This window comes from Novosphingobium sp. (genome assembly GCF_039595395.1).
GTDB lineage: Bacteria > Pseudomonadota > Alphaproteobacteria > Sphingomonadales > Sphingomonadaceae > Novosphingobium.
Map to the genome: position 1 here is coordinate 2,827,841 of NZ_JBCNLP010000001.1, position 13,786 is coordinate 2,841,626.

The following is a 13,786-nucleotide window of genomic DNA, read 5'->3' on the forward strand; positions in this document are numbered from 1 at the left end:
CTGCCACGATCAGCGCGTCAGCAGAAAGACGACGAAAGCCGCCAGAAGAAGAATGATCGGCGTGGAAATCTGCACCAGCTTGATGAAGCCATCATAGGTCTGGCGCGCCGCGGTCACGTCCTGACCGCCATGGTTATGCGTTGAAGGATCATGGGCCTGTGTCATGAAGTCCTGTCCCGTTCGTTGTTTTGTCACGCGATCCTATCATCACCCGCGCGCATCACAACCTTGAACTTTGGACCGGACAGCCGCCGTTACCGTGCAGCAACTTACCCGCCGCATCCGTGGCTTAAAGGTAACTTTACACCTTTGAATGTAGTGCTTGCCCATTGGCCGTCTGTTGTCGGCGGCGCCAAGGGTTGCACGCGAGCATGTCAGATACCGAACCGCGCCTGCTGATGCTGATCGACGATGAGCCCGCGCAGAGCCGTCTCATCACCGCTCTGGCCGCGCGCGAAGGCTGGCGCACGGTCGTCGTGGGTGATTCCGAAACCGCCATTGCCATGCTCGGCACGCGCCAGGGCATGCAGCTTGGCGCGATCATCCTCGACCAGTGGGTGCCGGGCGACGATGCCTGCGGCCTGATCGCCGAATTGCGCAACCGCCGCCCCGCCTTGCCGATCCTGATGCTGACCACCAGTGCCTCGCCGCTGCTGGCGGTGGAAGCGATGCGCGCCGGGGCCACCGATTACCTGATCAAGCCGGTCGCGCCCGACCGCATGATGCACGCCCTGCGCGCCGCCACGACGCGCGAGGCCCCGCGCGACGAGCTTCAACCGCTCACCGAAAAGATGCACGGTCCCGCCACCTTCGAGGCGATGATCGGCGCGGCCCCCGCTTTCCGCACGGCTCTGGCCATAGCGGCCAAGGCGGCCCGCAACCACGGCCCCGTGCTGATCGAGGGCGAAAGCGGCACCGGCAAGGAAATGCTGGTCCACGCGATCCACGCGGCCTCCATGCGCTCCAAGCTGCCGCTGCGCATCGTCAATGCCGGGTCCACGCCGGGCAATTCGATCGAATCGCTCCTCTTCGGCCACGAAAAAGGCGCCTTCCCCGGCGCCTTCGACCGGCAAGTGGGCGCCCTGCAGCAATGCGACGGCGCCACGCTGGTCATCGACGAGATCGACCGCCTGCCCCTGGCCGTGCAAGAGCGCCTCGCCGATGCCCTCACCCGCAGCGACTGCCGCCCCATCGGCGCGCGCCACTCCTTCCGGGTCGATGTGCGCCTGATCGCCGCCAGCAATTTCCCGCTCAAGGAACTGGTGGCGCAGGGCGATTTCCTGCCCGATCTGCAGGCCCTGATCGGCAACACCACGCTCTCTCTGCCATCCCTGCGCGAGCGCACCGGCGATATCCCCGCCCTTGCCCGCCACTTCCTCGCCCGCATCGGCGAGCAGCCCGGCCTGCGTAGCCTCGGCATCACCGAAGGCGCGCTGTCGCTGCTCTCCGCCTATGACTGGCCCGGCAACGTGCGCCAGTTGCAGGCGGTGTTGTTCCGCGCCGCCGTCTTCTGCGATGGCGATGCCCTGACCGCCGACGACTTCCCCCAGCTCTCCAGCATGATCACCGCCGAGCCGGTGCACACCGGCAGCATGGCCCACGAAAGCGCGGGCGTGATGCTGTTCACGGCGGACGGCAATCTGCGCCCGCTGGAGGATATCGAGGCGGACGTGATCCGTCTGGCCATCGGGCATTACCGGGGCCGGATGACCGAGGTGGCTCGGCGTCTGGGGATCGGGCGGTCGACGCTCTATCGCAAGCTGAGCGATCTGGGGATCGATAACGTTGCCTGATTCAAGGGATTAAAAGGGAAAATGCGAGGGTGTTACACCCTCGCGCTCCCATTAATGTCTGCGTTGCATTTTGGGTTCGGCCAAAGAGCCACGTCGCGGCGCCGCAGGCTTGAAATTCCCCACAAAGCACTCTGCCCATGTTGCCTGCCTGCGGCGCTTTAGCTTGAGCAGTTGGAGAGGCCGCGCGCACCGATCGTGAGCCACTGAGCTTTCGTCGGAAGACGTATCCGGGGGTGCAGGGGGCCCAACCGATTTCTCTTGAGAAATCGGCACATAAAACGCCGTCCCCTGCTTTCTTTCTTCAAACCTTCAATCCACAATCTGCGAAAAATCGGTCAAAGCCGCATCCCGCATTCCTCGCCACACATGCATCGCTTGCACCGTTTCGGGCACATCGTGGACGCGGATGATCTGCACACCCGCCTCCATCATCTTCAACGCCAGAGCCACGCTGCCCCCCAGACGCTTATGCGCCGGAGCCTCGCCCGACAGCGCGCCGATCATGCGTTTGCGGCTGGCACCCACCAGCAGCGGGCAGCCCAGAGCATGGTACAGCGGCAAAGCGTTCATCAGCGCGAGGTTTTCCGCCAGCGTCTTGCCGAAGCCCACGCCGGGGTCGAGCAGGATCTTCTCCGCCGGGATGCCCGCTGCCAGCGCTCTGTCGCGATGTTCGCGCAGCCAGTCGAAGACATCCAGCACGACATCGGCATAGACGCCATTGCTGTGCAGGTCGGCATCGTCGCCCGGCGCGTGCATCAGGCAGACGGGGGCGCCGCTATGGGCCACATAGGGCAACGCGCGAGGATCATGGCGCAGGGCGGAGACGTCATTGACGATCTGCGCGCCCGCATTTAGCCCGGCCTCCATCACCGCGAGGCGGCGCGTGTCGAGGCTGATCGCCGCACCCATCGCAGCCAGATGCTCGACGGCGGGGATGATGCGCTTGATCTCGTCGCCTTCCCACACGGCAGGGGCGTTGGGGCGGGTGCTTTCGCCTCCCACATCGATGATCGCCGCGCCGGCCTGCAGCATGTCGGCGGCGTGTTCGCGGGCGACATCGGGCCTGTCGAGGAACTGGCCCGCGTCGGAAAAGCTGTCGGGCGTCATGTTGAGGATGCCCATGATCTGCGGGCTGTCCATGCGGATCACCCGCGATCCGCCATCCTTCAAGGGCAGCGTCAGCGGCTGGCGCGGGCTGCGCAGGGCATCCCATTGCGCCGCGCCATCCGCGTGCAACTCGACGGGCAGGCGCGCCAGAGCGCCCGCCACATCACTCACCACCTCGCGCGAGATCACCCGCGCCCCATCCCGCACGATCAACGCAAAGCGGCTGGCCCAGGCCATACCGCCCGCCAGCCGCACCGCTCCGCCCTCCGCCTGCGGGCTCTCGGCCAGCGCGGCGGGGCGGATGTAGAGACGCAAGCTCACGGCTCGGTGGAGAGCAGGTAAAGCTGGCGAATGGCGTCGAGGGGCTTGCTCTGCCCGTCGTGCTCGATGTTCCAGAAGGTCCAGCCGTTGCAGCTGGGCGCGCCCTGCAGCTTGGCACCCACGCCGTGGATCGAGCCCGTCACATCGCCCGAGGCCAGCGAGCCATCGGCGCGCACCGTGGCCAGCATCGTGCCCTTCTTGGCCGAAAGCTGGGTGCCCGGCTTGATCCAGCCGGTTTCGATCAGCGTGCCGAAGGCCACCTTGGGCGCAGCCTTGGGGCTCTGCATGGTGGTCAGCGCGGCTTCGTCGAGCGGCAGGGCCATCTCGATGCGCTCCAGCGCGGCCTCGCGGTAGCCGCCCTCACGCTCGCAGCCGATCCATTCGCGGCCGAGGCGCTTGGCGACGGCGCCGGTCGTGCCGGTGCCAAAGAAGGGGTCCAGAACCACGTCGCCCTTGTTGGTGGTGGCCAGCATCACGCGATAGAGCAGGCTTTCGGGCTTCTGCGTGGGGTGGACCTTCGATCCGCCCTTCTTCAGGCGCTCACCGCCCGAGCAGATCGGCAGTACCCAGTCGCTGCGCATCTGAAGCTCGTCGTTCAGCGTCTTCATGGTGCGGTAGTTGAAGGTGTAGCGGCTCTTTTCGCCCATGGAGGCCCAGATCAGCGTCTCATGCGCGTTGGTGAAGCGCGTGCCCTTAAAGTTGGGCATGGGATTGGCCTTGCGCCACACGATATCGTTCAGAATCCAGAATCCCAGATCCTGCAGGATCGCGCCAACGCGGAAGATGTTGTGGTACGAACCGATCACCCACAGCGAGCCGGTGGGCTTGAGTACACGCCGCGCCTCGGTCAGCCAGTCGCGGGTGAATTTGTCATAGGTGGCGAAGCTGTCGAACTTGTCCCACTCGTCGGTCACGGCATCGACATGGCTGCCGTCCGGGCGCGAGAGATCGCCGCCAAGCTGCAGGTTATACGGCGGATCGGCGAAGACCATATCGACGCTGGCGGTGGGCAGGCTGCGCATCGCCTCGATGCAGTCGCCGGGGATGATCGTGGAGAGCGGCAGGGCCTCACGCGGCACCTGAGGCACGGGCAGCTTGCGGGCGCGCGTCGAAACCTTGCGAGCGGGGCGGGTGCGAACGAGCGGGGCTTCCGCGACGCGCTCTTTCACCAGAAGCTGAACCATGTGTTTTTTGCCTGAAATCCGTGGATAAGATGACCCTAAGTGATTCATCCAGAGTCCCACGTCAAGCGCGACTCGCGGGAATCCAGCGAGTCGGAGAGTCGAGTCAGGCGGAACGAAAAGAGTCCGGATCAACAAGTTGAGTCCGGGATTCAGGCGAGACTCAACATCTTGTGCCCCGACTCGTCAGCGCCACACTAAAATTTTTCTGAAAACTTGCGCCTAGAGGGGCAAAAGTTGCGCCACCGGAGCAAAACTGCGCCGATGATGCACCGTCACGCCATGCTCTCGCATGCCCGCCAGATGCTCCGCCGTGCCGTAGCCCGCATTGCGCACCCAGCCGTAATGCGGATGCGCCTCGTGCAGAGCCTGCATCACCCTGTCGCGATGCTCCTTGGCGATGATGCTGGCCGCGCTGATGCAGGGCTCGATGGCGTCGCCGCCGACGATGGAGCGGGCGGGCCAGCACCACTCAGCCACGCGCCCCTCGGGTGTCTTGTTCCCGTCGATCAGCACGACCGCCACCGGGCCATCCAGACCCGCCACCAGATTGGCCACCGCCTTGGTCATCGCCAGCATGGTCGCGCCGAAGATGTTGAGGCGGTCGATCTCCTCCACGTCGCAGACGCCGGTGGCCCAATGGGCCTGCCCGATGATCTGCGCTTCCAGCAGAGCCCGGCGCTTGCCGCTGAGCTTCTTGGAATCCGCCAAGCCTTCGATGGGCACGGGCAGCGCTACTGCGCCCGCCACGACCGGGCCTGCCAAGGGGCCGCGCCCCGCTTCGTCTACGCCAATAATCCAGCCATTCTTCATTCAAAAGGCTGTGAAGGGGTTTGAGGAAGAAAGGAAGAGAAGATGCGAGGGGGTTACCCCCTCGCGCTCCCATTAGTGTCTACGCCGCGCCACGGGTTCACCCACAGAGCTAAGGACGCCGCGCCGCAGGCAGAAAATTGGTGCCTGCGGCGCCTTAGGTTGAGCAGGTGGAGAGCCGTGGCGCACCACTTCGGCGCCACCACCCTATCGTCGGAAGACGTTCCGGGAGCGCGAGGGTGTAACACCCTCGCACTTCCTTCCCCCTTTCCCTTTTCCAAAAATCAATTGCGCCCACTCCCCCCCTGCCCTATCCGCGCGCGGCCATGGCATCGAACTCCACCTTGATCCCGCTTGATGCGGTTGACCCCGCGCTGGTTGAAACCCTGTTGGACGCCGCTTTCGAGCCGGGCCGACACAAGCGCACGGCTTATAAGGTGCGAGAGGGCATGGACTGGCTTCCGGCCCTGTCTTTCGCCGCGATGGACGAGGACGAGCATCTCGTCGGCACGATCCAGTGCTGGCCGGTGGCGCTGACCGATCCCGAGGGACGCCGCCATCCGATGGTGATGGTCGGCCCCGTGGCCGTGCTGCCCGCGCACCAGGGCCAGGGTTACGGCAAGGCGCTGATGACGGCAGCCCTGGGCGCGCTGTCTCCCGAGGCGCCGCTGCCTCAGGTGATGATCGGCGACCCGGATTATTACGGGCGTTTCTGGGGCTTTACCAATGCCCAGACCGGCGGCTGGGATCTGCCCGGCCCGTTCGAGCGGCATCGCCTGCTGGCCCGCGCGGACAATCCGGCGGTGCTGCCCGTGGCGGGCATGCTGGGGCCGTGGCTCTGATCTGATTGCGGCGATGATTGCCCTCTGGCCAAGCCCTTGCGGGATGGCCATATGGGGCCACGCATGACCGAGACCGCTCCCCTTCACGATCGACTGACCGCGCTTTACCGCGCCGGCATGGCCCGCGCCGTTTCCGGCCTGTGGAGCGATCCGCGCATCGAGGATGATGTGCCGCTCAAGCCCGCCGCCGTGCTGATCGCGGTAAGCGATACCGGCGAACCCGAAATTCTGCTGACTCACCGCCCGACCACCATGCGCGCTCATCCGGGGCAGATCGCTTTGCCCGGTGGCCGCTGCGAGGAAGGCGAGGATGCCGTCGCCGCCGCTCTGCGCGAGGCGGAGGAAGAGGTCGGCCTGTCGCCCGAGGATGTGCGGGTGATCGGGGAACTCGATGTGATCCGCACGGCTTCCGGCTATGAGATCACCCCGGTGCTGGCCACAATCCCGACTGGCCTGACCTTCACCCCCAACCCTGCGGAAGTGGCCGACTGGTTCGCCGCGCCTGCCGCTTATGTGCTCGATCCGGCGCGGCATGGCTCGCGTGAGGTCGAGTGGCGGGGGCGCATGCATCGCGTGATCGAGATCGACTGGCAGGGCCGCCGCATCTGGGGCGTCACGGGCGCGATCCTCGCCAATCTGTCGCTGCGCATCGACTGGACCCAGCTGTGAGCGCCCTGCTGCCCAAGGCGCCCTGGACGGCGCGCCAAGACCTCGCGGCGCTGGTGCGCGCGCTGGGTCATGAGAACATCCGCTGGGTCGGTGGCGCGGTGCGCGACACGCTGTTGGGCGCCGATGTGAAGGATATCGACGCCGCCACATCGCTACGCCCCGAGGATGTGGTCGCGGCCTGCAGGGAAGCCGGCCTCAAAACCGTGCCCACCGGCATCGAGCATGGCACGGTGACCGTGGTGCTGTCCGGCGGCCCGGTGGAGGTCACCACGCTGCGCCATGACGTTTCCACCGACGGGCGCCGGGCGACGGTGGCCTTCGCTCAGGACTGGCGCGAGGATGCGGCGCGGCGCGATTTCACCATCAACGCGCTCTATGCCGATCCCGAAACGCTGGAGATCTTCGACTATTTCGGCGGTCTGGAGGATCTGAAGGATCGCCGCGTTCGCTTTATCGGCGATGCGCATCAGCGCATCCGCGAGGACCATCTGCGCATCCTGCGCTACTTCCGCTTCCGCGCCCGCTTCGGTGCCGGAGACCCCGATGCTGCGGCCGAACAAGCCTGCGCCGATCTGGCCGCAACCCTGAAGGGCCTGTCACGCGAACGCATCGGCATGGAGACGATGAACCTCCTCGCCCTGCCCGATCCCGCCCCCACCGTGGCGCGGATGCAGGCACTTGGCGTGCTGGCCGAAATCCTGCCCGAGGCCGATGTGCCGTCGCTGGCCGCTCTGGTCGCGCAGGAGCAGGCGCAGGGCATCGCCCCCGCCGCCATCCGCCATCTGGCCGCGCTGATCCCCGCCGATGTGACCCTGTCCGCGCAAATCGCCAGTCGCTTCCGCCTGTCCGGCGTGCAGAAAAAGCGCCTGATGAGCGCCGCCAACCGCCCCGGCGCAACCGCCCTGCCGCAAGCCCTGGCCTACCGACTGGGCGTGCCGGAAGCCGTCGACGCCTTGCTGCTGGCTGGTCGCGACGCCACAGGTTTGGGGAACTTCACGCCCCCCACCTTCCCGCTCAAGGGCGGCCAGATTGTGGCACGCGGTGTCGCCGCCGGTCCGCAAGTCGCCCGCGTGCTGTCCAATGTCGAGGCGGCATGGGTCGATGAAGGCTTCCCCGACGCCCCCCGCATCGAGGCCCTGCTGGAGGCCGAACTGGCCAGACCTCAATGAAAACAGCCCTGCCCGAGGACAGCCTCGCCGGAGACGCCAGCACCACGCTGAAAGAGGCGCTGATCGACCTCTGGCACCAGATCGCCGCCGCCGTCATGGCCGAGCCTCTCGCGCAGCTTGCGCTGATCGGCATCGCGCTGGTGGTGCTGGGCGGCTGGGTCCGCCGAGGCCTCCCCATGGCAGGCGGGCTGCTGCGCCTGCTCGGCAACCTCGCGGTGATGGCCACCATCGCCATGGCCGTGCTGCGCTTCGCCCATATCAGCACCGGCATGGAAGGCCCCGGCCTGACCGAACAGCCCAAGCAGACCGTCTCCGGCGGCGAAACCCGCGTACCGCTGGCGCCCGACGGTCACTTCTGGCTCTCCGCCAACGTCAACGGCGTGCCCATGCGCTTCCTGATCGACACCGGCGCCACCATCACCACCCTCTCGCCCGAGAGCGCCGAAAAAGCCCAGATCACCCCCAGCCCCTTCGGCCAGAAAGTGATGATGCAGACCGCCAACGGCTCGACCCAGGCCGATGTCGCCGCGGTGGACGAACTGCGCGTGGGCAGCGTCATCGCGCGCAATCTGGAGGTGGTGGTGGCACCCGGCATGGGCGGGACCAACGTTCTGGGGATGAACTTCATGTCGCGGCTGGCGCGGTGGCAGGTGAAGGACAATGTGATGGTGCTGGTGCCGCATCATCCCGTCGGGGTGAAGGGCGAAGAAGAAAAGTAAGATGCGAGGGCCATCGCCCTCGCGCTCCCTTTAATGTCTACGTTGCGCATCGGGTTCAGCCAAAGAGCTAAAGTCGCTGCGCCGCAGGCTTGAAAACGCCAGCACAACTGATCGATCAAAGGAACGCCTGCCTGCGGCGCTTTGCCCAGCGCAGGTGGAGAGCCGAGGCGCACCATTGCGGCGCCACTGCCCGTTCGTCGGAAGACGTCATGGGAGCGCGAGGGGGTAACCCCCTCGCATTTTCCTTCTAAACCTTCTTAAAAACCCAACCTTAAAACTTGTTATCCCGAGGAAATCCCTGAGGTGGCATCCGCCCACCGGCCCCGCGAGCGACCTTCCAGAGGCGCATATCCTTCTCGGTCCGCATGCGGCCGCTGTCGCCGCCCATACGCCAGGTCAGGCCGTCTTCCAGTTTCAGGGTGGTGATGTCCGACAGACCGCCGTCGCGATAGCGCTGCAAGGTCACGCCCTGCCCCTTGGCCATCAGCGGCATCTCGGTGAGGCTGAAAAGCACCAGCTTGCGGTTGTCGCCGATCACCGCGACATGGTCGTGGTCCTCGGGGATCTCGCGCACCACGGCCAGCTTCACATCCGCCTTGGTGGTCATCACGGCGCGGCCCTTGCGGGTTTCGGCCAGCAGTTCCTCGGCCTCGGCGGCAAAGCCCCTGCCGCTCGTCCCGGCCAGCAGGATCTGCGATTTCGGGCGGAAGGGGAAGATGGCGATGATGTGCGTGTCGCCGTCGATGTCCAGCATCGAGCGAACCGGCTCGCCAAAGCCGCGCGCGCCGGGCAGCTTGTCGGCGCCCAGCGTGTAGAAGCGGCCATTGTCGCAGGCGATCAGCAGCTTGTCGGTGGTCTGGGCGTGGAAGGCGAAGGCCGGGCCGTCGCCTTCCTTGAACTTGAACTCGCGGTCGAGCGGCTCGTGGCCCTTCGCGCCCCTGATCCAGCCGCGCGCCGAGAGGATGACCGTGACCGGCTCCTTCTCGATCATGGCATCCATGCTGAATTCGCGGGTGGGCGCGGCTTCGGCGATGGTGGTGCGGCGGCGGCCCAGAAGCGTGTCCTCGGCGTAATCCTTGCGCAGCGTGGTCAGGTCGCGCTTCAGGCGCGTGCGCTGGCGGGCCGGGCTTTCCAGCAGCTTCTGCAGCTCGTCCTGCTCTTTGAGCAGATCGTCACGCTCGCCGCGCAGTTCCATTTCCTCAAGCTTGCGCAAGGAGCGCAGGCGCATGTTGAGGATGGCTTCCACCTGCCGGTCGGTGAGGTTGAACTCAGCCATCATCAAGGGCTTGGGTTCATCCTCGGTGCGGATGATCTCGATCACGCGGTCGAGATTCAGGTACGCAATGATATAGCCTTCGACCAGCTCCAGCCGCGCCGCGATCTTGTCGAGGCGATGCTGGCTGCGGCGCTGGAGGATGTCGATCTGGCTGACGACCCATTGCAGCAGCAACGGGCGCAGGCCCAGCACGCCGGGGGTACGCTGGGCATCCAAAACGTTGAGATTCAGGCTGAAACGGCTCTCAAGCTCGGTCAGCTTGTAGACGCTTTCCTTGAGCAGATCGGGCTCGATGTTGCGGGTCTTGGGGACCAACACGATGCGGATCTGCGTGTCGCTTTCGTCGCGGACGTCTTCGAGGATCGGCAGCTTCTTGTCGGCGATCAGCGCGGCGAGCTGCTCGATCAGCTTGCCCTTCTGCACCATGTAAGGGATCTCGGAGATCACCAACTGCCACTGGCCGCTGCCCAGCTTTTCGATGCCGGTCGGCTCCCACTCGCCATTCTCTTCGCGGCCCGTGGAGAAGCGCGCCCGCACGCGGATCGCGCCCTTGCCGGTCTCATAGGCGTGGGAGATCGCCGCCGGGCTGTCGACCACGATGCCGCCGGTGGGGAAATCGGGGCCGTGGAACACCTCCATCAGCTGGGCGTGTTCGGTGTGCGGGTCCTCGATCAGCAGCAGCGTGGCGTCGATGATCTCGGCGACATTGTGGCTGGGGATCGAGGTGGCCATGCCCACGGCGATGCCGGTGGCGCCATTGGCCAGCAGATTGGGGAAGAGGCCGGGGAAGATCTCCGGCTCCTCATCCTCGCCATTGTAGGTGGGGTGGTAGTTGACCGTGCCCTCTTCGAGACCCGCCATGAGCTGGATCGCGGTCTTGGTCAGGCGCGCTTCGGTGTAACGATAGGCGGCGGCATTATCGCCGTCGATGTTGCCGAAATTGCCCTGGCCTTCCACCAGCGGATAGCGCAGCGCGAAATCCTGAGCCAGACGCACCATGGCATCGTACACGCTGGCATCGCCATGCGGGTGATACTTACCGATCACGTCACCCACCACGCGGGCGGATTTCTTGAAGGCCTGGCTCGGGTCCAGCTTCAACTGCCGCATCGCCCAGAGCAGGCGGCGGTGGACCGGCTTCAACCCGTCGCGCAGATCGGGCAGCGAACGCGCCGTGATCGTGGAGAGCGCATAGACCAGATAACGCTCCGACAGAGCGCTGTCGAAAGGCGCATCCACGATGGCGTCGAAGGGATCGGGCTCGTTCAGGTCAATATCGCTCATCGCCTGTGGCTGTAGCAGGCGAAGCCCCGCCTCGCCAAGCGTTTAGCGGCGCTGCATATCCCGGCTTTCCCCCGGAATTCGCACCAGCAGGCCATCGAGCTCTTCGGTCAGGCGGATCTGGCAGGACAGGCGGCTGGTGGCGGTGACCGCGGCGGCCAGATCGAGCATATCCTCTTCATCGGCGCTGGCGGCGGGCAGTCTGGCGAACCAATCCGGTGCCACCACGACATGGCAGGTAGAGCAGGCCATCTGCCCCTCGCAGGTGCCCTCCAGAGGCATGCCGGCGCCCTGAGCCACTTCGAGCAGGCTGATGCCTGCCGAGCCCTGCGCCTTGATGCGACCGCCATCGGTGGTCAGAAATTCAACCTGAACAAATTTATCAGCCACGCCGCGAAAGCTCCCCGATTCACGCGCCCTGCTCACACGCCTTGTAGGGCGGCGGCAGCGTCGATTCGTTGCAAGGCCTCGGCAAACTCTCCGGGTTCCGTATAGCGCCCGAAACCAATGCGGATAGAAGTTTTTGCCTGAGAGGGCGTTAGACCTATGGCCGAAAGCACATGGCTGGGCCGCCCCGACCCGCTGGCGCAGGCCGAGCCCGCCGAAAAGGCGATGTCGCGCAGGTCGCTCATCAGCCGGGCAACATCGAGCCCGTCGAGCCGCAGGTTGAGATTGCCATGCCAGCGATGGGCTTCATCGCCATTGAGCGTCCAGCGGTGGAGAATGGCGCGGGCAGTTTTCCACAGGTTGTCCACATATTGTCCATCGCTTTCCCACGAGGTTTGGCACAGCGCCGCCGCAGCGCCGAACCCCGCGCAAAGCGCCGGGCTGAGCGTGCCGGAGCGCAAGCCCCCCTCCTGCCCGCCGCCGTGAAGCAGCGGGGAAAGGTCCAGCCCATCGCGAACCCACAAGGCGCCAATGCCCTTGGGGCCGTAGATTTTATGCGCCGACACCGCGATCATATCGGCCTGCAGCGGCGGCGGCATCTTGCCCGCGCCCTGCACCCCATCGACCAGCATCAGCGCGCCCATCGCATGCGCCCTTGCGGCAAGAGCATCGACGGGCTGGACCGTGCCGATCTCATTGTTCACCTGCATCACCGCCAGCAGGCCGAGATTGCCGGGCAGCGCCACATCTTCAGCCACCAGGCCATCGGCGCCCACCGGCAGCACATGCCCGCCGCCCAACGCCGCCACCGTATCGAGCACCGCGCTGTGTTCGATGGCGGAATGGGCGATGACGCGGCCGTTCAGCGCCGCGCCCTTGATGGCCAGATTGATCGCCTCGGTCGCGCCGCTGGTGAAGATCACCTGCCCGCCCGGAGGGAACAGACCCGCCACCTGATCGCGCGCCACGGCCACCGCCGCCGCCGCCCCGCGACCGGGGCGATGCGGACTATGCGGATTGGCAAAGCCCGTGGTTTCCGGCCCGCCGAGCCAATGAAGCATCGCCTCGCGCGCTTGCGGCGCCAGCGGCGTGGTGGCCTGATAGTCGAGGTAGATCATCCCGCCACCTGCGCCCAGGCCTGGGCGAACTGGTCGATGTCAGCCTCGGTGGTTTCGCGGCCGATGCTGACGCGGATCACCTCGCTGGTGTGGGGATAGGCCATGGCCGTCAACACATGGCTGGCCCGCAGCGAGCCCGAGGAACAGGCCGAGCCCGCCGAAATCGCCATGCCCAGCCCGTCGAAACGGATAAGCTGCGCGGCGGCGGCTTTGCCCTTCATGCGATAGGCGCCGATGGTGGCGATGCGCGGGGCTTCGGCAGCCACCACCTCGCCGCCTGCCGCTGCCATCGCGGTTTCCAGACGGGCGCGCAGGCGGGAGGCCTCCGCCATCCAGTCCGCGCCCGCCTCCAAAGCCGCAGCCATGGCCAGAGCGCCCGGCAGATTTTCCGTGCCGGGGCGATAGCCGCGCTCCTGGCCGCCGCTCGGCTGGATTTGGCCCCAATCGCGCAGCAACAGGGCGCCGATCCCCACCGGACCGCCGAATTTGTGAGCGCTCAACACCGCCAGATCGGCGCCGGGCAGAGCGATCTTGCCTGCCCCCTGAGCGCAATCTGCCAACAGCAGGCCGCCCGCCTCATGCACAGCTTGGGCGATCTCATCCAAAGGCTGGATCACGCCGGTTTCATTGTTGACCTGTTGCACACAGACCAGCCCCGGCAACGCGCAATCCTGCGGCGACACACGCCCAAGCGCATCCACCGCCAGTCTCTGCGCATCGCCCGCATGGCGCAAAGCCGCCTCATGCTCCACCGGAGAGATCGCCGTCAAAGGCTGAACGCAGCGCTGCATGGCGATGGCCAGCGCCTCGCTCGCGCCACTGGTGAAGATCACCTCGCCCTGCCAGCCCAGCGCCGCCCTCACCCGTTCGCGCGCATCCTCCAGCGCCGCGCGCGCCGCGCGCCCGGCCCGATGCGGGCTCGACGGATTGGCCCAGAGCGCAAATCCCTCCTCCATGGCAGCGCGCGCCACCGGCAACAAAGGCGTCGTGGCGGCATGATCGAGATAGAGATGTGGACCCATGGACCTGCTTTATGAGAAAGGCGCGAAAAGATTGCTTTTGGAACCTTGCTTCCTATATAGCGCATCGCTTCCATTCACAGTCCCCCTTGGC

General features: G+C 66.0%; 13 protein-coding genes. 5 read left to right on the forward strand and 8 right to left on the reverse strand.

What is annotated here, in order from left to right:
• Window positions 1–9: 9 nt before the first annotated feature.
• On the reverse strand, window positions 10–165 hold the full coding sequence (locus tag ABDW49_RS13075; RefSeq protein ID WP_343612441.1) for an aa3-type cytochrome c oxidase subunit IV: 156 nt from the start codon (window positions 163–165) through the stop codon (window positions 10–12).
• A 206-nt stretch (window positions 166–371) separates the two neighbouring features.
• On the opposite strand from ABDW49_RS13075, the gene ABDW49_RS13080 reads away from it, so the two are divergent.
• Window positions 372–1,793: a sigma-54 dependent transcriptional regulator gene (locus ABDW49_RS13080; RefSeq protein WP_343612443.1), complete on the forward strand. Its 1,422-nt coding sequence runs from the start codon at window positions 372–374 to the stop codon at window positions 1,791–1,793.
• A gap of 309 nt (window positions 1,794–2,102) precedes the next feature.
• Here the strand turns inward: ABDW49_RS13080 and folP are convergent, their stop codons facing one another.
• From folP to ABDW49_RS13095, 3 genes are all read right to left on the reverse strand, one after another.
• Entirely contained in the window at window positions 2,103–3,221 is a 1,119-nt protein-coding gene (gene folP, locus ABDW49_RS13085; protein WP_343612445.1) for a dihydropteroate synthase, read from the reverse strand.
• Window positions 3,218–4,405, reverse strand: a complete 1,188-nt coding sequence (locus ABDW49_RS13090) for a site-specific DNA-methyltransferase (RefSeq protein WP_343612447.1) — start codon at window positions 4,403–4,405, stop codon at window positions 3,218–3,220. Before ABDW49_RS13090 ends, folP begins: the two co-directional genes overlap by 4 nt.
• Before the next feature lie 219 nt (window positions 4,406–4,624).
• On the reverse strand, window positions 4,625–5,215 hold the full coding sequence (locus ABDW49_RS13095; RefSeq protein WP_343612448.1) for a ribonuclease HII: 591 nt from the start codon (window positions 5,213–5,215) through the stop codon (window positions 4,625–4,627).
• Window positions 5,216–5,538: 323 nt separating this feature from the next.
• On the opposite strand from ABDW49_RS13095, the gene ABDW49_RS13100 reads away from it, so the two are divergent.
• The 4 genes from ABDW49_RS13100 to ABDW49_RS13115 all read left to right on the forward strand — a co-directional run bounded on the left by ABDW49_RS13100 (window position 5,539) and on the right by ABDW49_RS13115 (window position 8,611).
• Complete coding sequence (locus ABDW49_RS13100; protein ID WP_343612449.1) at window positions 5,539–6,054, forward strand: N-acetyltransferase; 516 nt, start codon at window positions 5,539–5,541, stop codon at window positions 6,052–6,054.
• A 63-nt stretch (window positions 6,055–6,117) separates the two neighbouring features.
• Window positions 6,118–6,723, forward strand: coding sequence for a CoA pyrophosphatase (locus tag ABDW49_RS13105; protein WP_343612451.1), 606 nt, complete (start codon window positions 6,118–6,120; stop codon window positions 6,721–6,723).
• Window positions 6,720–7,892 (forward strand): CCA tRNA nucleotidyltransferase, encoded by a 1,173-nt coding sequence (locus ABDW49_RS13110; protein ID WP_343612453.1) that lies wholly within the window; start codon window positions 6,720–6,722, stop codon window positions 7,890–7,892. Before ABDW49_RS13105 ends, ABDW49_RS13110 begins: the two co-directional genes overlap by 4 nt.
• Window positions 7,889–8,611 carry a TIGR02281 family clan AA aspartic protease gene (locus ABDW49_RS13115; protein WP_343612455.1) on the forward strand — a complete coding sequence of 241 codons (723 nt, stop codon included), beginning with the start codon at window positions 7,889–7,891 and terminating at the stop codon, window positions 8,609–8,611. The genes ABDW49_RS13110 and ABDW49_RS13115 overlap by 4 nt, the downstream gene beginning before the upstream one ends.
• A 271-nt stretch (window positions 8,612–8,882) precedes the next feature.
• On the opposite strand, the gene parC is transcribed toward ABDW49_RS13115, so the two are convergent.
• Genes parC through ABDW49_RS13135 form a run of 4 tightly spaced genes read right to left on the reverse strand, consistent with a single transcriptional unit; the run spans window position 8,883 to window position 13,695 of the window.
• Window positions 8,883–11,171, reverse strand: coding sequence for a DNA topoisomerase IV subunit A (gene parC / locus ABDW49_RS13120; protein ID WP_343612457.1), 2,289 nt, complete (start codon window positions 11,169–11,171; stop codon window positions 8,883–8,885).
• A gap of 42 nt (window positions 11,172–11,213) precedes the next feature.
• A complete protein-coding gene (locus ABDW49_RS13125) occupies window positions 11,214–11,558 on the reverse strand; it encodes a 2Fe-2S iron-sulfur cluster-binding protein (protein WP_343612459.1) in 345 nt (114 codons plus the stop codon).
• Between the two features lie 32 nt (window positions 11,559–11,590).
• Window positions 11,591–12,673, reverse strand: a complete 1,083-nt coding sequence (locus ABDW49_RS13130) for a cysteine desulfurase family protein (protein ID WP_343612461.1) — start codon at window positions 12,671–12,673, stop codon at window positions 11,591–11,593.
• Window positions 12,670–13,695: an aminotransferase class V-fold PLP-dependent enzyme gene (locus ABDW49_RS13135; RefSeq protein WP_343612463.1), complete on the reverse strand. Its 1,026-nt coding sequence runs from the start codon at window positions 13,693–13,695 to the stop codon at window positions 12,670–12,672. Before ABDW49_RS13135 ends, ABDW49_RS13130 begins: the two co-directional genes overlap by 4 nt.
• Window positions 13,696–13,786 lie beyond the last annotated feature (91 nt).